This window comes from Senegalimassilia sp., assembly GCF_977052095.1.
Window position 1 is genome coordinate 1 of record NZ_CDRSTZ010000031.1, and the last position, 23,082, is coordinate 23,082.

The following is a 23,082-nucleotide window of genomic DNA, read 5'->3' on the forward strand; positions in this document are numbered from 1 at the left end:
GTTGTGGACAGCCAGGACCTTACGCTGAACATCTCGCGTGAAACGCTGCAGCAGAACAACCAGCTGCACGCCATCGCCCGCAAGGTGGAGAAGAAGATTACGTCCGAGCTGAAGAAGATGCTCAAGAACGACCGTGCCGGCTACGAAAAGTTCTTCGAGAACTTCGGCCGCGGCCTGGAGTACGGCATCTACACCAGCTACGGCATGCTGAAAGACGAGCTGGCCGAGCTGCTGCTGTTCTACAGCGCCAAGGAGCAGAAGCTTGTCACGCTTGACGAGTACCTGGAGACCATGCCTGCCGACCAGAAGTCCATCTACTACGCCGCCGGCGACAGCATCGACCGTTTGGCGAAGCTGCCGATTGTGAACACGGTGCTGGGTCGTGGTTACGACGTGTTGCTGTGCACGAAGGACGTCGACGAGTTCTGCTTCCAGTCCATGATGAACTACGGTCCCGAGCCGGAGAAGGACGCCGAGGGCAAGGACATCGAGGGCACCGGCCCGAAGGATCTGAAGAACGTGGCGTCCGGCGACCTGGACTTCGCCACCGAGGACGAGAAGAAGGAAGCCGAAGCCGCCGAGAAGGACAACGAAGCCCTGCTCAAGGCCATGAAGGAGCATCTGGGTGACGCCATCACGAAGGTGGCCGTGTCCACGCGCCTGACCGATGCGCCGTCGGCCGTGACCACCGAAGGCCCCGTGTCGCTGGAGATGGAGCGCCTCATGTCGCAGATGCCCGAGGGCATGGGCGAAGTGAAGTCGCAGCGTGTGCTTGAGCTGAACGCGAAGCACCCGGTGTTCGAGGTGCTGAAGGGTGCGCAGGAAGCCGGCGACGCCGACAAGGTGAACCTGTACACCGACATCCTGTACAACCAGGCGCTTATCGTGGAAGGTATGCCCATCGCCGACCCGGTAGCCTACGCAAACGCGGTAACGAAGCTGATGGCTTAAATGGTTCCGCCGGCCTGCCGGCTGGAATCGAAATATGAAGCGGCTTGGCCTTGGTCGAGGTCAAGCCGCTTTTGTACTATTATACGTAGTCACTATGCAGAAAAGCATTCACGACATATTCCAGATGGTTGAAACGCCGCTTCTTAGCTTCACGGTGGTGGTGCTGAGCTGTTTGGTGTTCCTTCTGGGGCTGTGGGCCATCATGATCCTCGTAAGGTTCGTGATGGGATGACCGTGCTCGCATTCAACGCGCGCGCCGAGTGGTGGGGGTAGGCACCGCAATGTGGCAGCGCTTCACGTGGTATGACATCAGGGTTATCGGCCATTACCTGGGCATGCTGGTTTTGTTCTCGTCGGTGGCGTTGCTTGCCCCGCTGATTACCGCCATCATCTTCCAGGAATGGATTCCTGCAAGTCATTACCTCTTTTCCATCGGTCTTTCGCTCATCGTCGGTTCGGCGCTTCGTTTCATGCGCATTGAGCCTGGTCGTCTGAACCGCCAGCAGGCGTTGGTGGTCACGGGTCTGGCCTGGGTGGTTCTGGCGTTCATGGCCACCATCCCGCTGTACCTGTCGGGCCATTACGACACGTTCCTTGACGCCATGTTCGACGGCGTGTCCGGCATCACCACCACGGGCGCCAGCATCATCTCCGACCTTGACCATCTTTCCTACGCCGACAGCATGTGGCGCTTCGTCATGATTTTGCTGGGCGGCTTGGGCCTTGTAGTGGTCGCGCTATCGTTTGGCCTGTTCGGGAAGCGTTCGGGCGCCAGCCTGTTCGTGTCCGAAGGCCGCAGCGAGCACGTGGTTCCCAACGTGGTGCAGACGGCGCAGTTCATCGCAAAGCTGTCGTTGGGTTTCATTCTGGTTGCCACCACGGTGCTGGCCATCATGTGCGCGTTTGCGGGCATGGAAGCGCCGCGCGCCGTACTCAACGGCCTGTGGCTTGCCATCTCCAGCTTCTGCACCGGCGGCTTCACGCCCATGAGCGCGTCCATCATGTACTACCATTCGCTTCCCATCGAAGTGGTGCTTATGGTGCTCATGATCATCGGCAGCGTGAGCTTCGTGTTGCATTCCGAGCTGTGGAAAGGCCACCTGAACGTGTACTTCCGCGACGTGGAAATCCGCACGATGTTCATCTGGATTGCCGTCATGACCTTGGTGTTTGCGGCGTCGGTGTCGGCAAGCTCCGACTTCTCGAACCTAACCACCATGCTGCGCCGCGGCGTGTTCATGATCGTGTCGGCGTTCTCCACCACGGGCTTTCAGAACATCACCACGAACCAGCTGACCACGTCGCTGACTTCCGGCGCGTTTCTGGTCATCGCCGTGCTGATGGCCGTCGGCGGCGGCGCGGGGTCAACGTCGGGCGGCATCAAGTTCAACCGCATCGGGCTGATCATCAAATCGCTGGTTGCCACGGTGAAGGAAACGCTGGCGCCCGACTCGGCGCGCGTGGTGGTTTCGTACAACCACCTGGGCCGACGCATCCTGTCGCCCGAAATCGTGAAAGAGGCCATGACGGTGTTCGTGCTGTACGTGGTCACGTATGCCGTCGGCTCGCTGGTGGGCATCGCGCACGGTTACGAGGCCACGCAGGCTATTTTCGAATCGGTGGCCATGGCGTCGAACGGCGGCATCTCGTCGGGTTTGTGCGCGCAGGGCATGCCCGTTTCGCTTGAGCTGTTCTACATGCTGGAGATGTGGGCCGGCCGTCTGGAGTTCGTGACGCTGATTGCGCTCATCGTGGAGGTTGTGGTGTCGCTTGACCCGCGCAGGCTGGTGAGGCGCTCATGATGAAACTGGCGAAGAACAGGGCGAAGGACGCAAGGGGCGTTTTGATGCGCGCGATGGCGAATGCGTTCGCAAGCAAGAAGAACGTGCTAGCGAAACGCCTGGTCAGCAATGCGTTGCTGGGCATATTCGCAGTCGCTGTCGCAGCCGTGCTTACGTGCGCTGCACCGACCGCCGCGGCCGGCCCGGCGCCCGCCGGTGAAGGCGCGCTTGCGGTGCCAGGCGCATTTGGCGTGCCCGCCGCATGGGCCGACGAGCCCGCAGACGGCAGCAATGCCGTCGATGTCACGCAGCTGCCCGACAGCTCGTTCATCTACGACACGTCCATCACGGACCTCAGCACGGCCGACACGTACTACGACAAGCAAACGGTGCAGGTCACGGGCGAGGTTGTCGGCGACCGCATCGACGCAGGCGACGGCCATCACTGCTGGATCACGCTGGCATCTGCCGTCGATGCGTCAACGGTTTCCGTATACATGACGAACGAGTCAGCCGCGAAGATCGACATGTACGGCGCGTACGGTCGCAAGGGAACAACGCTGCAGGTGCGCGGCACGTTCCAGCTGGCGTGTCCCTCGCACGACGGCGTGTCGGACCTGCACGCGCAGGTGGTGTCGGTCACGGAAAAAGGCAAGGCCACGCCCGACGAGTTCAAGTTCGAGGCGTTCATTCCCGGCATTATTACCATCATGATCGGGCTGGTCATGATGGCGGTGTTCTATCTGCTGCGCGAGCGGCAGCGATAAGGAAGCAAGGAGGCGGGCTTGCAAAAAGGGCAGGTCGTGAAGCTGGATCGCGGGTATCCGCTGGTGAAGTGCGCCGATGGGCGCCTTGTACGTTGCGAACATGCAACATCCCTGGTCAAAGGCGAGAAGCTGCGCGCCGTCATCGGCGATTTCGTGGAAGTGAACGCGCCGGAGGGCCACGACAAGGGCATCATCGAGGCCATTTGCCCCCGCCAGCGCGCGTTCGTGCGCAAAGACCCCACCGAGCGCGCCGTGCCGCAGGTGCTTGCCGCAAACTTCGACCGCGTCATCGTGGCGCAGCCGCTGGCCGAGGTGAACCTGCGCCGCCTGGAGCGCGAGTTGGTGCTGGCGTACGAAACGGGCGCGGCCGTGACCGTGGTGCTCACGAAGGCCGACCTCGCCGAAAGCGAAGCGCAGGTCGAAGAAGTGGCCGCCCGCGTGCGCGCGCTGGCGGGCCCCGAAGTGCGCACGCTGGTGGTGTCCGACGGCAGTGCCGAAAGCGTGGAGGCCGTGCGCGCGCTTATGCCCGAAAACACCACCACGGTGCTGATCGGCAAGTCGGGCGTGGGCAAGTCGAGCCTGGTCAACATGCTGGTTGGCGAAGACGTGCAAGAAACGGGCAGCGTGCGCGAAGGTGACGGCAAGGGCCGCCACACCACGGTAAGCCGCGAGATGGTGGCCGTTCCCGGCGGCGGTTACGTGGTGGACATGCCCGGCGTGCGCGGGCTGGGGTTGTGGGATGCCGACGCCGGCATCGGCGCCGCGTTCGCCGATATCGAGCAAGCGGCCGAAAACTGCCGTTTCCGCGACTGCAAGCACGAGAACGAACCGGGCTGCGCCGTGCGCGCCGCCGTGGAGGCGGGCGACATCGCGCCCGAACGTTTCGCTAGCTACCAGGCGCTCAAGCAGGAAACCGCCACGCTGCGCACGCGCCGCGAGGAAGCCCGCCGCATGCGCGGCGAAAAGGCCAGCGACAAGAAGCGCGCCGCCCACCCCGCAAAATCCCGCGGCAAGAAGCGCCGATAAGGGCCGGTTACGGGGCTGTTTCGCGTTCGTAAGGCAAAAACGCTACAATAATAGGGTTAACCGTAAGCAACGCACGCGCGGGCGCGAAGGCGCCGGCGTAAACGAACTCAAACCAAAGGACGTGCATGAACCCGGTCATCGTTATCCCTACGTACGTTTCCTCGCGCCGCCGCAAGGAACCTACCAGCGTGACGGCAACGTACGATCACACAACTCCGCTGAAAAACCCTGGTGAGCTGCCTCGCTTGCTCACATCGCTGCAAAAGGTGCGCGGCATCGGCCAGATCATCGTGCTGGTTGCCGCCGACCAATCCACCGAAGCGCAGGCCGCCGACAAGGTGCAGGACATCGTCTCCCGGTTCCCCTCGCTCAACGTCGCCGTCATCGGCGCGGCGGAATACGGCCTGGTGCAGCAGCGCATGGAGCAGCTGGGCCTGGGCAAGCTGCAGAAGGAAATCGGCCTTTCGGGCTACGGCGCCATCCGCAACCTGGGGCTGGTGCTCGCCAACGTCATGGGCTTCGATTCCGTGGTGTTCCTGGACGACGACGAGGTTATCGACGACGCGGAATTCCTGCAAAAAGGCGTGTATGGCCTGGGAAAACTTACGCGCAAAGGCGTACCTATCCTTGCAAAATCCGGCTTCTACTTCAACTCCGAGGGCTCGTTTCTGTCGAAAAGCCAAGACAAGTGGTACAACCATTTCTGGCAGCAGGGCAAGGCGTTCAACGCGTGGATCACGAAGGCCATGCGCGGTCCGCGCCTATCGCGCAGCAACCACGTGTGCGGCGGCTGCCTGGCGCTGCACAAGGAAGCGTTCAAACGCCTGTCGTTCGACCCGTGGATCGCGCGCGGCGAAGACCTCGACTACATGCTGAACCTGCGCATGTACGGCAGCGACATCTGGTTCGACAACCAGTGGTGCCTGCGCCACCTGCCGCCGGCGTCCACCAGCGAGGGCACGCGTTTCCGCCAGGACATCTTCCGCTGGCTGTACGAGTACCGCAAGATGGAGTACAGCCGCACGCAAATCGACTTGATGCAGGTCAAACCGCAGTCGCTTGAGCCGTATCCCGGGCCGTTTTTGGAGCCGGGCATTACGAAACGCATCCGCATCACGGCCATCCTGCGCAGCTTCGCGCGCAAGGACAAGAAGGCGTATCGCCAGGCGGCGAAGGCGGCGCGAGCCGAGGCCGTCATGTACGCGCAGCGCAACTGCTCGAAGTATTTCGAGTTTCAGTTCGTGTGGCCCGAGCTGATGGCCCGCATGGAGAACGACCAGATTCTGCACACGGCCATCGTGCAGTCGGTTGCGCGTCGCCAGGCGGAAACGAATCCGTCTGCCGCATTCCCGGTTGCCGGACCCGCGTCGGGCGTCGACCCGGGCATGACCAGCGAAATTCGCCTGAACATCGCGGAATAGGGAAGGCGAAGCGAACCGATGGGCCTTTTCTTGCAGTTTGCCGCTCCGGCGTTGGCGGGCATCTTCGTGGGCGTTATGTCGGGCCTGCTCGGCGTGGGCGGCGGCACCATCATGGTGCCCATTTTCCGCCTGGCGTTCGGCATGAGCCCGCTTGCCAGCACGGCCACCAGCCTGTTCGCCATCATCCCCACGTCCGTCTCGGGCGTGGCATCGCATATGCGCGCGAAAACCTGCGTGCCGAAGTTGGGCGTGGCCCTGGGCATCGGCGGCGCGCTGACGTCGCCCGTGGGCGTGTGGCTGGCAAGCGTTTCGCCTGGTTGGCTGGTTATCGTGGTGGCCGCTCTGGTGGTCGGCCTGAGCGCCTACAAGATGTTCAAGAAGGCCTTGAAAGCGCCACGTGTTGCGCCGTCCTGCCGGACAGCGCATACTGCCGACGCTGCGGCCACGGGCGCCCTCGCCGACTCTCCCGAACCTGCGGTTTCGAATCCCGTTCCCGCCCAGCCCGACCTTACGCGCAAGCATTACCTGCAAGGCGCGGGCATCGGCCTTGTTGCGGGCCTGGCCTCGGGGTACGTTGGCGTGGGCGGCGGCTTCATCATGGTGCCCATGATGCTGGCCATCCTCAGCATCCCCATGAGCTTGGCGGCGGGCACGTCGCTGATTGCCATCATGATTTTGGCCATCCCCGGCGTCATCGAGCAGGCCATCCTGGGCAACATCAACTACTTCGCCGGCATCTCCATCGTGGTCGGCACCATTCCCGGCGCGGTGATCGGCGCGCGTTTGGTGCGCGTGATTCCTGAGCGGCAGCTGCGTTTCGCGTTCGGCGGCTTTTTGCTGGTGGCGGCCGTGCTGCTCATGCTCAACGAGTTCGGTATACTGGGCTAGAACGTCTTTCGGGCAGGTGCAGCGCTGCGGGTTTGGGCGCTGCACCTGCCTTTTTCGCTGAAAGGAGCTGACGTAATGAACGTCGACATCGAAGATCGTCGCGGAAACTTGCCGCGTTTCTTCACGTTGGAAATGCTCATGTCGGTGCTGGTGGCGCTTGCCGGCCTGGTGATTATTTGGAACCTGGTCACGCCCGAGGCGAACGTGCTGGTGCTGTTCATTGCCGGCGTGGTGTTCACGTTGGCCATCACCGTGCTTATTCGCTTGCTTATGGACCCCGATTCGGTGCGCGCGCGCCAATCGAACGCGGTGCTGCAGCTGGCCAGCCAAACGCTTGAGGCCATGGGCGAGGGGCTTGACGCGAAGTCTTCGCAGCGCATCTGCAGTTTGCTGCTGCCTTCGACGGCAGCCATTGCGGTTGCCATTACCGACGACCACTCCATCTTGGGGTATGCCGGCTACGAGGAGTCCCATAACCCCACGGGAGCCATCATCCGCACGCAGGCCACGTACGCCACGCTGGCCGATGGCAAAACGCGCGTGCTATTCACGCCCGAAGAAATCGGCTTCCCAAACGGCGCGCACGGCATCAACGCCGCCATCATCGTGCCGCTGGCGGTGGGCAAGGACGTGAAAGGCACGCTGAAGTTCTACTACCGCAGCGCCAACCACATCAGCGAAACGCAGAAGTCCATCGCCGTGGGCTTCGGACAGCTGCTGTCCACGCAGATGGCCGCATCGGCACTTGAAGAGCAAACGGCTCTGGCCACGAAGATGGAGCTCAAGATGCTTCAAAGCCAGATCAACCCGCATTTCCTGTTCAACACCATCAACACCATCGCGTCGCTGACGCGCACCGACCCTGCGCAGGCGCGCACGCTGCTGCGCGAATTCGCGAAGTTCTACCGCAGCACGCTTGAGGATTCCCGCGACCTGATCGAGTTCCAGCGCGAGGTCGAGCAGACGCAGCGCTACTTCATGTTCGAGCTGGCGCGCTTCGGCGAAGACCGCCTTGAGCTGATCTGCGACATTCAGCCCGAGGTCAACGAGATGATGGTGCCGCCGTTCTTGCTGCAGCCGCTGGTGGAGAACGCCGTGCGCCACGCCATGCCGTCCGAGGGCAAGCTGACCATTCGCGTCACGGGCATGCGCACGGGCGACGATGTGATCGTGTCCGTCATCGATGACGGCAACGGCATGACGCAGGAAGCGTGCCAGAACATCCTGCACCCCAGCTCAACGCAGGGAATGGGCATTGCCGTGGGCAACGTGCACGACCGCATTTGCGGCTACTTCGGCCCCGGCACGCGCCTGGAAGCGGAAAGCGAGCTTGGCAAGGGCACCACGGTGCGCCTGGTGCTGGTCGATGGCGCCATTCGTCAGTGGCACGAATAGGCTTGGAAAACGAAAACGGCCCCGCGTGTGCGGGGCCGTTGGTTTTGAATGGTGCCCGAGGCGAGAGTCGAACTCGCACGTCGTGAGACAACGGTTTTTGAGACCGCCGCGTCTGCCATTCCGCCACTCGGGCATGTAGCTCTAGCATTATATCGGAACATTGCTGATCGTACAACAAGAAATGGAGAGACCCCCATGGAAAACGAAAGCGCGCAGGTTAAGATGCCCGCGGAATCGTTGCTTGAACAGCGCATACAGGAGTACCTTGACGCGCATTGGGAAGAGGTTGTCGCCGACATCGATGCGCTGGTGCGCGTTCCCAGCTTCGATGATCGCAGTGCGGCCGCCGAAGGCGCGCCGTACGGCCCCGGGCCGCGCGCGGCGCTTTCTGCGGCACTTGACCTGGCGAAACGCATGGGCTTCGAAACGCACGACGACGAAGGCTATGTTGGCTACGCCGATTTCGCCGGCAAAACGGACACGCAGTTGGGTATCATCGGCCACATGGACGTGGTGCCGGCGGGTCCGGGCTGGCATTTCGAGCCGTTCGCCGTCACGCGCAAGGACGGGTATCTGGTCGGGCGCGGCGTCATCGACGACAAGGGCCCGTGCGTGGTGGCGCTGCACGCCATGAACCTGTGGCGCGCGCTGCAGCAGGCGGGCGAGGCGCCGCAGCTGCCGTACACGCTGCGCTTCATTTTCGGCGCGAACGAGGAAACGGGCATGGGCGATGTGCGCTATTACCGCGCGCATCACGCCGACCCGGCGTTCCTGTTCACGCCCGATGCGGAATTCCCGGTGTGCTATGGCGAGAAGGGCATCTACAACGGCCTTCTGACCAGCGCAAACCTTCCCGTTGAAACGCGTTCGGTCATCTTGTTCGAAGGTGGCACGGCCATCAACGCCGTGCCGGGCCATGCGCAGGCCGTGGTGTGGGCCGATGCCGAAAAGCTTCCCGCTGCCGAAGGCATTGCGATCGAGCCCGTGCAGCCGGCCGAGGCCGCGCGCCTGCTGGCCGATGCGGCGTCGCAGGCAGGGGTACAGCCGGCGCCTGGTTGGTCGGCTGCCGATGCGCACCTTGCGCGCATTGTGGCCACGGGACGCAGTGCGCACGCAAGCTTGCCGGAAAGCGGCGTGAGCGCCATCGGGCTGCTTGCGAACTACCTGCTGAAGAATCGCCTGGTCGAGGGGCAGGAGCGCGCCTATTTCCGCGTGGTCGCCGACATCGCGGCTTCAACGGACGGCACCGCAATCAACCTGGCTTGCACCGACGAGCATTTCGGAGAGCTGACCATCGTGGCGGGCTTCGCGGCAACGAAGGGCAACCGCTTCACGCAAACCATCGACGTGCGCTACCCCACGTCCGTCACGGGCGACCGGCTCAACGGCATGCTTGACGCGCTGGCCCAGGCATGCGGCGGCTCGTGCGCGAAGACGCGCGACGACGTTCCGTTCCTGGTTGACCCCGAAAGCCCCGAGATCCAGGCGCTGCTTTCGTCATACAACCTGGCAACGGGCGAGGACGCCAGGCCGTTCACCATGGGCGGCGGCACGTACGCGCGCGAATTCTCCCGCGCGGCAAGCTTCGGCCCTGAAAAGCCGTGGGTGCAGGCGCCCGCCTGGGCCGGCAGCATGCACGGCCCCGACGAGGCGGTCAGCGAAGACCTGCTGAAAGAAGCGTTCCGCATCTACGCGCTCACCATCGGTAAGCTCATGCAGCTTGATTTCTAGGGAAAGCGCCTGGCGCAAAGGGGGTGCTTGGACGACGGGGCACGGGGCGAGCATCGTCAAGAATAGGGAAGGGGAAATGCTCCCCTTCCTCGATGTCGCTCGCCCTGCCCGCGCGCTGCTCGGGCGCTTCTCGCGCATCGCTCCGCCCCTGGTGCCGCTAGCCTTGCCTTCTGCCATTCATCGAACAGCTCCATAATCTGCGCTCGCTGTGGGAAACGGCTGTTGCCGAAGCATGGACGTTTTGTGATACGCGTATCAAACCAGATGGGCAAATTCGCCAGACTGTTGCCAGGTATCCGCATGCTTTGCAGATACCTTTCCCGGCAAATTTTGCGTGCACCCATCATCTCCGCCGCACACCTTGTCTGCGCTCATCAAGCCCTTTTCGTCGCGCAATACCCCGAAAGGGGTGGTGTTTGCCTGTCAATGCTGCTCACCGAAAACACCGCCCACCGCCAAAAGCGGCCTTCTGAAGTCTGATTGCTACCGTTCGCGCCGCTTGCGCCGAAGAAAATCACTCCGCCGCCGCAGTGGAAATCCCCCTCACCCATGCTCTATAATGTGACCCGTTACAGTGCATTTTTCTTCACAACAGGAAAGCAAGGAGGCCCCAAAACATGCTGAAAGCGATGATCGTCGACGACGAGGCCCCTGCGCGCTCCGAACTAAAGTTCCTGCTCGACGAACTGGGTCAGACCGAAGTGGTGGCCGAGGCAGCAAGCGTGCGTGAGGCCATTGAGAAGCTGAAAGAATATCCCTGCGACGTCATGTTCCTTGACGTGAACATGCCCGAGGCAACGGGCCTGCAGCTGGCGGAAGCCCTGCAGCACCTGAAGTTCCCGCCGGCGGTCGTGTTCGTTACCGCCTACAGCGAATTCGCGCTGGACGCGTTCAAAGTCAACGCCATCGATTACCTGGTGAAGCCGGTCGAAACCGATCGCCTGGCGCAGGCCATCGTCCGCGTGCGCGAGCACGTGCAGCTGCATGCGCAGGCCCAGAAGTCCGAGCGCATCCCGGTCGAGAAGGCCGGCAAGAAAATCCTCATCAGCATCGACAAGATCCGCTTCGTCATGGCGCGCGACGATTACGCGTACCTGCAAACGGATACCGACCGCTACTTCAGCACCGTCAGCCTGGCGCAGCTGGAGAAGCGCCTGGACGGCCACGGGTTCTTCCGCGTGCACCGTGGCTACCTGGTGAACCTGTCCATGGTCGAGGAGATCGAGCCTGTCGCCGGCGGCACCCTGCTGCTCACGCTCAACGGCGTGGACGAGAAGATCCCCGTCAGCCGCCGCCGCGTCTCCGCGCTGAAGAAGGCCCTGGGCCTGTAAGTCGCGGTTCGGGAAAGCGAACGAAGCGAAATCGAGGGTCGGTGCCAAGCGGCGCCGGCCCTTTTCCGTATGCAGGCAAAAGCGGGACAAAGGGCAGTCCCTTTGTCCCGCTTTTGGTTCTCTTGCGTTTTGCATGGGTGAGAGGGGGTGAAAGATGGGCAGCATGAAGAATGCCGGCGCGTTCGTCGTCGTGCTCGTCGCGTCGTTTATGGTGATGAACGGGCTGCCGGTCGATGGGTTGCGGTCAGCGTGCGGGCAAGAACTGGTGCTGGCGTTCGTGGCGCTTGCCGGGGTCGGGTTGGCGTGCCCGGAGGTGCTGGTCAAGCGTTGTACGCATGATGCGCAACATGTTCGCACGGTCTGCAACGCGATCGCCGCCATCGGAGCCGTGGGAGCTGCAATCACGCTTGCGGCCTGGGGTTTCGGCGGCGCGACGATTGTCGGTCCGCTTGCGTGGGCGGCTGTTCCCTCGGTGCAAGATGCCGCCATGCGCCTTATCCTGTTGTTGACGATCTGCGTGCTGACCGCCGTGTTCGAGGAATCGCTCATGCGAGCGCTGTGCATCAACGCGTTGCGGGGCGCTTTGGGGGCGAACGGGAAACCCCGTGCCGGCGCGACCCGTCACGCCATGTTGCTTGCCGCGCTGCTGTTCGCCCTGCTGCACGTTGGCGTGCCCGATGTCGCTGCGAGCACGGCGGTGGTGTTCCAATCCGCGCTCAAGTTCGTGCAGGCAACGCTATTCGCCCTGGTCATGGGTGCGCTCTACGTTGAAACCGCATCGCTGCGCCCCTGTATCGCCGCCCACGCGGCGTTCGACGCGCTCTACCTCGGTCCGACCGTGGTGCTGACCGGTGCGCTTCCCGCAACCTACGCCTCGGGCCTCCCGTTCGACACCGCGCTCCTTGCTGCGACCACGGTTTTGCTTGCTGCCCTTCTGCTTGCCCTGCATCGAAAAGCGGTTAGATGATGTAAATGTTGCGCCATACCGGGTGCGCCAGACTAGTCCGTTCGGGTATCCTGGTGCAGGCAAAAAAGATGCGGGTGCAAGCGGTGCACCTGGACATTCGCGATGCGGGGGGACGCATGCAGGCAAAGACCGAGGGAAAACTTGCGGGATCGGCGTCGGTGCCGGCCATCGTCGGCGCTTCGTTTTTGTGGACGTGGCTTGATCAGTGCATGTTCGGGCCGACGCTTGGCGGATTCGCTAACCCTGCCTACACAAGGGCCTTTATGGTGCTTGTTGTGCTGGCGAGCGTTGTTGGTCTTGCCGTTTCGTGCTTTGTTCTGCGGCGAGAATTGAGCGCTACGGTGTGGCATCGGCTGCCTGCTGCGGTGTCGGCCATCCTTGGTACCGTTGGTTGCGCCATCTGTGGTTTGGCGGAACTATCTTGCCTGCTGTCGGCGTTTATCGTCGGCTGCGTTGTCGTTGGTTTCTCTATGGGCTTGCTTATGGTGCTGTGGGGCGTCGTCGCCATTGCGCAAGGCATGGAGCGAACGATCCTTCACGTCTCGGGCGCTTGGGGCTTGGGCTTTGTCTTGAATTGCATCATCACATATCTGCCGCTTGGCGCGCAGTGGTGGGTGGTCGCATTGCTGCCTCTTGCGTCCCTTGCTCTGTACGCTTGGATGGCGTCGCTTCAAGGGCGCGCAGCATACGAGGTGGCATTGTCGGATTCGAACGTCATCGCGCCGCAAAGCGGGCGCTGCTTCATGGGGCTCGATCTTTCGTTCGTTCTGACCATTTTCACGTTGTGCCTGGTGTTCGGGCTTGTTGAGTCGTTCGATTCGTCTTATTCGTTTCACGTGGGCGAACCTCGCTACGCCATCGACATCGTGCTTGCTCGCTGCCTTACCTCGGTTCTTGTGTTCGCCGTCTGCGTGCGGTGTTCCTTGGAGCGCGTTGGCCAGGTGCTCCAAATCGGTCTTTCCTTGCTTATCATCGGCTCCGTGTGTCTTGTCGGGTCGCTGATGTTCGACGAATTGCGCTTTTTCGGCCGTGTCTTCGTGGGCGTTGGGTATGCCGGGTTCGACATGCTGGTGTGGGCGCTTATGTCGTACTATGCACGCATTTCGATCGACAATGCGCTGAAGATCGTGGCGGGTGCGCTTGCGATCGATCAGCTTGGCATTATGACCGGGTCGCTGCTGTATTCCGGTGCACTTGCTTGGGGCCAGCCGTCGGGGATGTTCGCGCTGTGCGCGACGTTGATTGCTGCAACGTATTTCCTTATCGTCGCGTGCTTCTTTCTTATTCGCCGCTACCTTGATTTGTGGCCGATGTTCGACGCCGCGCCGGTACAGGCGGCGGAGGCGTCGGACGCGCCGAGCGGCAATTCGATCGAGCGCATCGCCGAGCGAAGTGGGCTGACGAATCGAGAAGTGGACGTGTTGCGCCTGCTTGCAGCGGGCCGGAACGTTCCCTATATTGCCGAAAGCCTGTGCATTTCCGAGAACACGGTCAAATCTCACGTTCGCCATATCTACGAAAAGTGCGGCTACCACGATCGTCAGGAGCTGCTTGACGACGTGGCGGCAACGCCAAGCTAGCCACTGCAAAGGAAACCGCATAGTGAAAGGCGCAATCATTTCGCCTGGTCAGAATGGCTCATCAGAAACTGATGAGCCATTTTTTCATGGTCTGGGCGGAAATATCGCCCAGAGCTGATGTTCTCGTGCTGCGGCGGGCGCGATACCTTTCCGCTTACTGAAGGAGCTGGCCGACCAAGGCGGCGGCCGCGTGAAAGACGTAATCGAGAGGAGAGAACGTGGGAACGGAAACCATGGCGAAAGGAAGGGGCCTGGCGGCAATCGCCCTTGCCGTCGCGTTGGCGGCTCTCATGCTGCTGACGGCGTGCTCGTCGGGCGGCGCGGTCGCGAGCAGTCAGGAGAAGATCGATGCGAAAACGGTCATCAAGGCCGCAAGCAACGTCCTTGCCGCTTCCGAGGATCTTGGCGTATCGATGGAAGAAAGTCCGGTCACCATTAGCCAGGACGATCCCCGATTCAGCCAGTTCTACGAAGAGCTGTTCGCTTACAAGGGCATGTCCGATATCGAGGTGAGCGACTGCACCTTCACGGTTTCGGTGAAAAGCGTTACGGCCGCAACGGCACGTGAGGACAGCCAGCAGACGAACTACCGCTACACCGTCAACAAAGCCGACATGAATGTGGACGGCAAGCACATCACCTATGACAAGAAGAAGGGCTTCAGCAACTAACGCGAGGCAGCAAGGAGAAGCAATGAAAAACGAAGGACTGACTAGACGAGGCTTCCTCTCGCTCGGGGCGATCAGCGCCGCTGCGCTTGCCGGCACCGGGCTTGCGGGTTGCGCCCAACCCAAGCCCGCGTCCGAGCGCGTGGACAAGATCGAGACCATCAACTGCTCCGGCATCGTGGTTGACCCCAGCCAGGTTACTGAAACGATCAAGGCCGATATCGTTGTTCTCGGCGGCGGCATGTCGGGTCTTTCCGCGGCAGTTCAAGCTGCGGAAAACGGTGACGATGTCATCTTGCTCGAGGCGCAGTCCGCCCTCGGCGGCAACGGGCAGGGCGTCGAAGGCACGCTTGGCGTCGGGACGAAGTGGCAGCAGGAGAAGGGCATCGACGTTGACTGCGCCGTCATCATGCAAGAAGAGCTCGGCAAGGCGCAATGGGTGCCCAACGGCTTGTTCTATAAGGATCTCGTCGATCGTTCCGCCGCTAATCTCGAATGGGCTGTGGAAACTTGCGGCTGCGAGCTGAGCGGGCTGATCGACAATTATCCCATGGGCGTTGTCGAAGGCGCGGTTGACACCTTCCATTGGTGGAAGGACGGTGCGGCTTACGTTGGTTATATCCAGCCGATGGAAAAACACCTGCGCAAGCTTGGCGCCAGCATCGACCTTAACACCCGCGCGCTTGAGTTCAGCTATGCCGACGACGGCTCCGTGGACGGTGTGTATGCGCTGGACGCTTTCGGTGACCTGGTGAAATACCAGGCAAAAGCCGTTATCGTCGCAACGGGCGGTTTCGCCAACGACGATGAGCGCCTGAAGAAGTACGGCTTCGATTTGGATACGCTCGAGCGCATCGGCACGCCGGGCCATTACGGCGACGGCATCAACATGGTGCTGGCCGCAGGTGCTCGCGAATATACCGGTGTGTGTTACCTCAAGTACAACCGTATCGGCCACAGCAAAATCGCGGCATTCGGCCCGTTCTGGTCCGCGATGTGCTTCGGCGGCCCGTTCTTGTGGGTCAACGAAGACTGCGAGCGCTTCGTCGACGAAGGCTGCATGTACCGCGTCGGCAACATCATCACCCAATCCACGCCGATGCACGCGCAGCCGCACTGCACCTGCCTGAGCATCTTCGATCAGGAAGTGTTCGACGCGCAGCTGCAGGAAAACGCCGAGCTTGCCGAAGAGTGGGGCGTGGACATCGCCGCCGAATGGAAAGAGATCGTCGATGGCAAGGATGACGCGTTCCAGGCTAACTCCATCGAGGAGCTTGCCGAACAGGCGGGCATCGAAGTCCAGGCGCTGAAGAAGGCCGTCGACGAGTACAACACCATGTGCGAAGCCGGCCGCGACGACGTGTTCGGCAAAGATGCGAAGTTCCTCAAGCCCATCAAGACCGCACCGTTCTACCTTACGCGCATCCACGAGGTCATGGAGGGCCCTCTCGGCGGCGTGACCATCGATCGCACGTTCCGCCCCGTGCTCAATGACGGCGGGCGTTTGGAGAACGTGTTCGTTATCGGTTTGGACTCCATGATGCTGTACCGCGATGTATACCCGATCGACGTGCCGGGCTCGGCAAGCGCCGAGTGCATCAACGGCGGACGTACGGCCGCGAACCAGGCACACGAGCTTCTGTAGCCGGGCGCGACGAAGAAGGGAACGAAACATGAGCAAGAGCGAACTTGAACAAAACGCCGGCCAGGCAAAACAGCCGAAGGCGAAGCGTGCAAAGAGCAAGATCGGCATTGTCGTCGGCGTGGCTGTGACCGTTGTGGCCGTTGCCGGTGCTGGTTTTTGGGTGTGGCACGAGCAGCCGAGCTTCTGCAGCGCCATGTGCCACACGTCGATGGATTCCTACGTTGCCACGTTCGAGCAGCCGGCTGGTGCGCCGGGCGTTGACAAGTGGGGCAACGAAGTGGCCACGACGGACGCGATGCTGTCGGTGACGCATGCGGCTGCGGGCGAAAACTGCCTGTCGTGCCACGTGCCGACGCCGAGCCAGCAGCTCTCCGAGGTCGGTTTGAGCATCACGGGCGACTACTACTATCCGTTGGCTGAGACGGACACCGAGGACTTGATGGTGAATTCGGGTCATGGCCGCGGCACGGGCGACGAGTTCTGCTTGAATGAGTCGTGCCATAACCTGACGCGAGACGAGCTGACGGAAAAGACTGCGGACATGGAGTTCAACCCGCATCGTTGGCAGCACGAGGAAGTCGATTGCGGCGATTGCCACAAGTCGCATCGTGCATCGGTGTTCTACTGCACGCAGTGCCATAGCGAGGCGCTTGACTCGATGCCTGACGGCTGGGTGTCGTACAAGGAAGGCAAGCAGCTCGAAGAGGCTGCGACGCACACCTCGTAGGCGGTGACCCGATGCGGTGGCGCTCGCGGCAAAGATCTTTGCCTGAACTGCGCTTTGATTGCGCGCGTGCCGCAATCCGATGAACGGCTTTCGCTTAGGCTGGTTGCTGGATTTTCCGGCAGCCAGCCTTTCTTCTGCTTTCGGGTGGCGGCAAGAGAAGTTCGCCGCGTCGCGTCTGGGTGTTGTTTGCGCTCGGCAGGTAGGCAGGCAGGTGCTTGTCCTTTTCGCTTTGGCGAAAAAGTTGAAATTAGGGCTTGCACACCCCGGATAAGTGGCGTAATATAACATGTTGCTTTGAGAAATCAGGCGCCAATTCGCGGGCGTGGCGGAATTGGCAGACGCGTACGGTTCAGGTCCGTATGGGGGCAACCCCATGGAGGTTCAAGTCCTCTCGCCCGCACCATTCGAAATCAAAAGACCCGCTTCGGCGGGTCTTTTTGCGTCTGGGAAAGATACGCTGCAGTTCGCTCTGCCGAAGCTTGCTTTCTCGTGCTGCAAGAGGGTGCAAGATAATATGAAATTCACTCTTGCGCAGAATGAGGAAATGACGTAACATACTTTCTTGCCTTGTTAAGGCGCCAATTCGCGGGCGTGGCGGAATTGGCAGACGCGTACGGTTCAGGTCCGTATGGGGGCAACCCCATGGAGGTTCAAGTCCTCTCGCCCGCACCATTTGAGATTGAAAGACCCGCTTCGGCAGGTCTTTTTGCGTATGCGGACAATTGCAGCGCCCTGCCATTCGTTTCGCAAAACTACCCATTTTGCTGTAAAACGCTGTGCTTCATTCTTGTTGATGCAGCGTTGCTTTCTTCGGGCATGTTTCGCTTGCTACTATAGTGCGGAAACCTTAATACCGTGGCGATGATTCCCGAAGGAAGTATGCTTATGGAAATGCTCGAGTTCGTGTTGCTGTTGTTGGCGGCGGTGTTGGTGTCGGCGGTGCTTGACCAGATGATGCCGCGCGTGTCGTTGCCGCTGGTGCAGATCGCGATTGGCGCAATCGTCATCTTGCTGGTGGGCACGCCGGTTGATGTGGCAATCGATCCTGAGCTGTTCCTGGTACTGTTCATCGCGCCGCTGCTGTTCGACGAATCGCGGCACGCAAGCAAACGCGGGTTGTGGGACAACAAAGGCTCCATCGTGTCGCTTGCCATCGGGCTTGTTATCGTAACGGTGCTGGTGGTCGGCTTCGTGCTCAACTGGATCGAGCCGTCCATTCCGCTGGCCGCCGCCTTCGCGCTGGGCGCGGCGCTTGGCCCCACCGATGCTGTGGCCGTTACGGCGTTGGGCAAGGACATCCGCCTGACAGGGCGCCAGAAATCGCTGCTGTCGGGTGAGGCGCTTATCAACGACGCATCGGGCGTCGTGTCGTTCCAGTTCGCCATCGCAGCCGCGGTCACAGGTGCGTTTTCCCTGGTGGACGCCGCGCAAAGCTTCGCTATCAGCTTTTTCGGCGGCATTGCCGTCGGCTTGATCGCGGGCTTTTTGGCGTTGCTTGCTATGAAGGCCATTCGCGGGTACGGCTACGAAAGCATCACGGTGCACGTGGTGTTCGAGGTGTTCACGCCGTTCATCGTGTTTCTGGCGGCCGAACATTTTGGCACCAGCGGCATCTTGGCGGTAGTGGCCGCCGGCCTGCTTATCACGCTGCTTCCGCAGAAGCCCACGCCGGTGGCCGCGCGCCTGAAAATCGCGTCGAACAGCGTGTGGGAGACGCTGGTGTTCGTCATCAACGGCGTTGTGTTCGTGATGCTGGGTATGCAGCTGCCGAAGGCCATTATGCCGTCGTGGCGCAGCGACGAGATGAGCTCGCTTTTGCTGTGCGGCCTGGTGCTGCTGGTAACGGCCCTGGTGGTGGGCGTGCGCTTTATCTGGGTGCTGGTGATGGAACGCTGCGACAGCAGCGCGAAGCGCCGCACGGGCAAGCAGCTGGTGCGCGATGCGCTGGTCACCACGCTGTCCGGCCCGAAAGGCGCCGTCACGTTGTCCATTATCATGACCATCCCGTTCACGCTGTCCACAGGCGAGGCGTTCCCGCAGCGCGACACGCTCATTTTCCTGGCGTCCGGCGTCATTTTGTGCACGTTGCTGCTGGCGAACTTCGTGGTGCCGGTGCTGGCGCCGAAGGAGGATTCGCCTGACGAAACGGAAGAGCAGGATGTCAACGCCGTCACCATCGACATCCTGAAGCGCGTCATTCGCCAGCTGCGCGAGCAGAAAACGCCGCAGAACGAGTCGTCAACACAGATCGTCATTCGCCAGTACAGCGAGCGCATCAAGCGCCTGCGCCGTCAGAACACGTCGGCACCGCGCCTGGTTGAACTGCGCGCGGGCGCGCTCGCTGCGCAAACGCGCATGGTCGAGGCGCGCATGCAGTCGGGTGACCTGACGCGCGAAGAGGGTTCGCGGGAACTCGAGCGCCTGAACAGCGCCCGCCGCCTGCTGATGCGCGCCCATACGCGCCGCGAGAAACTTGGCGAGGTGTGGAGCCGCGTGAAGGTTGGCGTGATGCACGCGCGCCGCAACCTTGACCGCATGGTTCGCCACGTGGTGGACGACGAGCTGCAGCTTGAGCGCAACCGTCAGCTGCGCATCGAGCTTGAGGAATGTGCGCTCAACTACTACCTGGGTCGCATGGACGACGCCGATCTGGAAGTGGCTGATGGCGCGGGCGTGCTGGCGGCGGAGTGCCGCTCCACGCTGTCGTTTTTGCGTGCGGCAAACGAGCCGGCGGTGCTGGCGCGGGCGAACGTGGCAGGCAGCGTGATTGGCGTGGACGCCGGCGGCATGCGCGGGGCGCTGCAAAGCATGGACACGCAGAAAATCCAGGTCATCAAGGCGCGCGTCACCGACGTCGAGGCCGAGGCACTGCGCTTGGAGCTTGAGGAAATCCAGGCCATGCGCGATGAAGGCCGCCTGACGCGCGATGCAGCGCGCGAGCTGCGCGAGGAAGTGTATCTGCTGCAAATGGCAACAGGAGAGTAGCAACATGAGCTCATATACCACCATCGAAGGTCGCGCGGTCGCGGAAATCGAGGAGAAGAAAAGCCGCTTCATCGCCAGCTTGGCGCATGTGGAAACCGAAGAGGAAGCGCTGGCGTTTTTGGAAGAGATTCGCGCGGCGAACCGCATGGCGCGGCACAACGTGTACGCGTACATCTTGCGCGAAGGCGGTGCGGGCGCGGCGGGCCGCGTGCGCTACTCCGACGACGGCGAACCGCAGAAAACGGCGGGCCTGCCTACGCTTGAGGTGCTGCAGCATGCGGGGCTGACCGACGTCGCGTGCGTGGTGACGCGCTATTTCGGCGGCGTGCTGCTGGGCACGGGCGGCTTGGTGCGTGCTTACACCCAGGCAACGCAGGCGGGCATTGACGCCGCCCAGCTGGTGGTGGTGTCGCGCTGCGTTGACCTGCGCATTCGCATTGCCTATCCGCGTTACGAACAGCTGATGCGTTTGGCTGCCGACCACGGGGCCAAGGTGCTTTCCAGCGATTTCGCCGATGCGGTCACACTCAACTTGCGCATGCTCGACGGCACGCAGCAGCAGCTGCTCGATGCACTGACGGCCCTCGAACGCGGCCAGGAAGACGTAGAGGTCAGCGACCCCGTAGATGCCGCGTTCTAGGGGAGGGGCAGTGACGCGCCTTCGGCGCTATCTATTTGGGGACGAGCTTTCGCTCGTCCCTACGTTTTCCGGCTGTAGGCTGCAATTGGCTCGCGCCGCCATGCCTCAATACGGCTTGCCACCAGGCAAGACGCTTGCAAGCCAACCTTCGACCCGCACTTGCCTTATGACGTGTACTGGTCCATGAAGTCGAGAATCTCTTGGCGCGAGTGTAGGCCGGTTTTCGCGTAGATACGTTTGATATGCGCGTGCGCGGTGCTGGGGCTGATGTACAGCTCTTCGGCAACGCGCTTCTGCGTCCAGCCCATTGCGTAGAGCGCTAACACCTCGATTTCGCGGTCGGACAGCAGGAACTGCTTGCCCATCTGCTTGGCGTTTTGGCGCATGGTGGCTTTACGGATATCCGTGATGGATTCGCCCTCGTCAAGGCCCATCAGGCGCGCAAGTCGCGCGCCGCGAACGGAACGGCCGCCATCGTCGCCTTCGCCATCTTGTTCATCAATGGGCGCGGCAACTTCGCCAGCACCTTTCGGCGCAACGCCGGCGCACCGCAGCGCGTCAAGCGTTTGCTGCGCGTTGCTGCCGGGCGCAGGCTCGTTGCCGTCGGCGGCGGCGCACGTCGCGCATCCGGCGTATGCGGGGTCGTTCACGTTCAGGTACGCCATGGTCTCCACGTTGGCGTGCGCATCGTTCAGCTGCTTCCGCAACTGCTCAAGTTGATGTACGTATCCCTCGTCGCGCTCGTCCGCTTCGGCCTGAGACACGCTGAGGAACTGGCCAAGCGCAACCTGCGTGGAAATGACCACGCTGGCGCCCATCACGGCGTTCGTCAGGATATCATTCGAGGTCAGCACGGTGTTGCTCATCAACAGCACGCGCGAAATGGCGCGGCATCCCAGCCACACAATCCAGCCGGCCAGCGCGTAGTAATACGGGTCGCGCCAGCCGAAGCTCATGAACGCGATGATGATGTACCAGGTGAACGCCACCATCAATGCATTGAGCGTGGTGGTGAACACGGCGCCGATGTCCAGCATATCGGGGAACGCGGCGTACAGAATCAGCGCGATGCACGCCAGCAGTTCCATGAGGATGAACATGCCCACCGTCATGACGCGGCGGCGCTTGTTCAGCATCAGCAGGATAACGGCGATGAAAACGGCAACGGTCAGCACGAAATACGCCACGCGCGTTCCCGGCTGGAACGCAATGGGCTGCCCGTCGGGGTAGCCGCGCAAAAAGCCATCGACAACGGACAGAAAGCCGATGCTGATAGCGCTTGCCGACAGAAAGTGCTTGCTTGACAAGGCCGTTTTCGCGAAACCGAAGTAGTCGTCGTGCGGCGTGAACGAGTCGATGTCGTTCGCCAGCTTGTTCTTGCGCGCCGACAGCATGCAGGGAAGTTGTCCCAGGGCAAGCGCGCCGGCAAGGAAGAACCCGAAATTGCCGATGAGCGAGCAGACGTAAATCTCGATTTCGCTGATGGCCAGGGCGCTGAACACGTACAACACGGCGGTAGTGCTGCCGCATCCTCGCGCGCGGCGCAGCCAATAGAAAATGGCGAACGAGCCGAAGAACATGGTTGCGGCGCTCAGCAGGAAATGCGTCGAGTTGTCAAGAACTCCCAGCAGGTGCAGCGAGGGGAGTGCGATGATGCATGCGGTTTCCAGGATGATACATGCGCGCATGATGCGGTTCGTCAGCGGCTTTTTCAGCCGCAGTTTTCCTACGGCAATCGCGATGAGGATAACGCCCATGACCGATAACGCCACCAGCGTGCCGCCATCGGTAAATATGCCTTCGTCAGTGTGGTTGTAACTTCCGTAGCTGGCCACGATCAGACCGGCGCGGGCGAAGCAAAGGCCCAGGATGGAGGGGATAAGCGGGAAGTACATGCTGACAAGGCGCATGCCGGTGGGCATGGGGGTTGACGCATCGTCAGGTGGCGCGGGCACTCGTCGTTCGCGCTTTGGCGCGCCATCGGCGCAGTTTCCCCCTTGCTTGGCGTTAGCGCCAAGGTTCCTCTGTTCGGTTCGGCTCAATATCCCTCCCGGTTTCCTCAGCGCGTTTGCCCTGGTGAGCGCTCTTTCCCCCAAAGAGTTATGCTCACGCTGGAGAAATTCCCTCAAAGAGGGTATGTGCGCCGTGCAATATTAGCCATCATAGCATATGGGAAGTTAAGACTTTGTAACGTTTAAGTGCGCTTCAGCTTCATGCGAATAAGGGGGACAAAATGGCGAACGAGCAGGAAATCACGTTCGATGAACCGGATGAGGGCCGTGACATCTACCACGAGCCGGACGACCGTGCGCTCATCCGCACGAAGGACGTGTACCAAACCGAACTGGACAACGGCGTGGAAGGCTACTCGGAAACGATGCTCGCCATCGTGGCGAACTTCAAGAACGCCGGCAAGCCCGAGGGCTTCAACGTGCAGAGCATGGTGGGCAAGTCGAAGCGCGGCGAAGTGGCGTTGCGCCTGTTCGCGGTGGTCGACGACTCCGTTGCCGACCCGGTGTTCGTGAAGGTGGGCTTCAAGAGCCGCGGGTGCCTGGCCATGACCGGTTGCGCAAGCGCCA

The 23,082-nt window shown here is 61.7% G+C and carries 17 protein-coding genes, 3 tRNA genes and 2 pseudogenes; 20 read left to right on the forward strand and 2 right to left on the reverse strand.

The features are described from left to right. From ACWI6D_RS06500 to ACWI6D_RS06535, 8 genes and pseudogenes are all read left to right on the forward strand, one after another. Window positions 1-951 (forward strand): annotated as a pseudogene (locus ACWI6D_RS06500) (molecular chaperone HtpG); the annotation flags it as partial. A gap of 94 nt (window positions 952-1,045) precedes the next feature. Further along, window positions 1,046-1,183, forward strand: coding sequence for a hypothetical protein (locus ACWI6D_RS06505; RefSeq protein ID WP_201738667.1), 138 nt, complete (start codon window positions 1,046-1,048; stop codon window positions 1,181-1,183). Between the two features lie 49 nt (window positions 1,184-1,232). Next, window positions 1,233-2,753 (forward strand): TrkH family potassium uptake protein, encoded by a 1,521-nt coding sequence (locus ACWI6D_RS06510; RefSeq protein ID WP_449134100.1) that lies wholly within the window; start codon window positions 1,233-1,235, stop codon window positions 2,751-2,753. Between the two features lie 44 nt (window positions 2,754-2,797). After that, the gene (locus tag ACWI6D_RS06515) at window positions 2,798-3,499 is read left to right on the forward strand and encodes a hypothetical protein (RefSeq protein WP_449134101.1); all 702 of its coding nucleotides are present in this window, start codon (window positions 2,798-2,800) and stop codon (window positions 3,497-3,499) included. A gap of 18 nt (window positions 3,500-3,517) precedes the next feature. Further along, on the forward strand, window positions 3,518-4,525 hold the full coding sequence (gene rsgA, locus ACWI6D_RS06520; RefSeq protein WP_449134102.1) for a ribosome small subunit-dependent GTPase A: 1,008 nt from the start codon (window positions 3,518-3,520) through the stop codon (window positions 4,523-4,525). Window positions 4,526-4,650: 125 nt separating this feature from the next. Beyond that, the gene (locus tag ACWI6D_RS06525; protein WP_449134103.1) at window positions 4,651-5,946 is read left to right on the forward strand and encodes a glycosyltransferase family 2 protein; all 1,296 of its coding nucleotides are present in this window, start codon (window positions 4,651-4,653) and stop codon (window positions 5,944-5,946) included. A gap of 18 nt (window positions 5,947-5,964) precedes the next feature. Continuing rightward, the gene (locus ACWI6D_RS06530) at window positions 5,965-6,834 is read left to right on the forward strand and encodes a sulfite exporter TauE/SafE family protein (protein WP_449134104.1); all 870 of its coding nucleotides are present in this window, start codon (window positions 5,965-5,967) and stop codon (window positions 6,832-6,834) included. A 75-nt stretch (window positions 6,835-6,909) separates the two neighbouring features. After that, window positions 6,910-8,229, forward strand: a complete 1,320-nt coding sequence (locus ACWI6D_RS06535; protein ID WP_302937787.1) for a histidine kinase — start codon at window positions 6,910-6,912, stop codon at window positions 8,227-8,229. 49 nt (window positions 8,230-8,278) lie between these two features. On the opposite strand, the gene ACWI6D_RS06540 is transcribed toward ACWI6D_RS06535, so the two are convergent. Continuing rightward, window positions 8,279-8,362, reverse strand: a tRNA-Leu gene (locus tag ACWI6D_RS06540). Between the two features lie 62 nt (window positions 8,363-8,424). Here ACWI6D_RS06540 and ACWI6D_RS06545 point away from each other — a divergent pair. From ACWI6D_RS06545 to ACWI6D_RS06595, 11 genes are all read left to right on the forward strand, one after another. Continuing rightward, window positions 8,425-9,960, forward strand: a complete 1,536-nt coding sequence (locus ACWI6D_RS06545) for a Sapep family Mn(2+)-dependent dipeptidase (RefSeq protein ID WP_449134105.1) — start codon at window positions 8,425-8,427, stop codon at window positions 9,958-9,960. A gap of 617 nt (window positions 9,961-10,577) precedes the next feature. Then, the gene (locus ACWI6D_RS06550) at window positions 10,578-11,291 is read left to right on the forward strand and encodes a LytR/AlgR family response regulator transcription factor (protein ID WP_337369239.1); all 714 of its coding nucleotides are present in this window, start codon (window positions 10,578-10,580) and stop codon (window positions 11,289-11,291) included. Between the two features lie 154 nt (window positions 11,292-11,445). Continuing rightward, complete coding sequence (locus ACWI6D_RS06555) at window positions 11,446-12,258, forward strand: CPBP family intramembrane glutamic endopeptidase (protein WP_337369240.1); 813 nt, start codon at window positions 11,446-11,448, stop codon at window positions 12,256-12,258. 68 nt (window positions 12,259-12,326) lie between these two features. Continuing rightward, a complete protein-coding gene (locus ACWI6D_RS06560) occupies window positions 12,327-13,838 on the forward strand; it encodes a response regulator transcription factor (RefSeq protein ID WP_449134106.1) in 1,512 nt (503 codons plus the stop codon). Window positions 13,839-14,056: 218 nt separating this feature from the next. Beyond that, window positions 14,057-14,509 (forward strand): hypothetical protein, encoded by a 453-nt coding sequence (locus ACWI6D_RS06565; protein ID WP_337369242.1) that lies wholly within the window; start codon window positions 14,057-14,059, stop codon window positions 14,507-14,509. A 22-nt stretch (window positions 14,510-14,531) separates the two neighbouring features. Then, the gene (locus ACWI6D_RS06570) at window positions 14,532-16,151 is read left to right on the forward strand and encodes an FAD-dependent oxidoreductase (protein ID WP_449134107.1); all 1,620 of its coding nucleotides are present in this window, start codon (window positions 14,532-14,534) and stop codon (window positions 16,149-16,151) included. Between the two features lie 28 nt (window positions 16,152-16,179). Then, complete coding sequence (locus tag ACWI6D_RS06575) at window positions 16,180-16,878, forward strand: cytochrome c3 family protein (RefSeq protein ID WP_337369244.1); 699 nt, start codon at window positions 16,180-16,182, stop codon at window positions 16,876-16,878. Between the two features lie 316 nt (window positions 16,879-17,194). Further along, window positions 17,195-17,281 (forward strand) — tRNA-Leu (locus tag ACWI6D_RS06580). A gap of 182 nt (window positions 17,282-17,463) precedes the next feature. Beyond that, window positions 17,464-17,550 (forward strand) — tRNA-Leu (locus ACWI6D_RS06585). A 213-nt stretch (window positions 17,551-17,763) separates the two neighbouring features. After that, the gene (locus tag ACWI6D_RS06590) at window positions 17,764-19,863 is read left to right on the forward strand and encodes a Na+/H+ antiporter (protein WP_337369245.1); all 2,100 of its coding nucleotides are present in this window, start codon (window positions 17,764-17,766) and stop codon (window positions 19,861-19,863) included. 4 nt (window positions 19,864-19,867) lie between these two features. Further along, complete coding sequence (locus ACWI6D_RS06595; RefSeq protein ID WP_337369246.1) at window positions 19,868-20,503, forward strand: IMPACT family protein; 636 nt, start codon at window positions 19,868-19,870, stop codon at window positions 20,501-20,503. Window positions 20,504-20,667: 164 nt separating this feature from the next. Here ACWI6D_RS06595 and ACWI6D_RS06600 read toward each other — a convergent pair whose 3' ends face one another. After that, the gene (locus ACWI6D_RS06600) at window positions 20,668-22,458 is read right to left on the reverse strand and encodes a response regulator transcription factor (RefSeq protein ID WP_449134108.1); all 1,791 of its coding nucleotides are present in this window, start codon (window positions 22,456-22,458) and stop codon (window positions 20,668-20,670) included. A 278-nt stretch (window positions 22,459-22,736) separates the two neighbouring features. Between ACWI6D_RS06600 and ACWI6D_RS06605 the strand changes: the two are divergent. Next, a pseudogene (locus ACWI6D_RS06605) lies at window positions 22,737-23,082 on the forward strand (hypothetical protein); the annotation flags it as partial.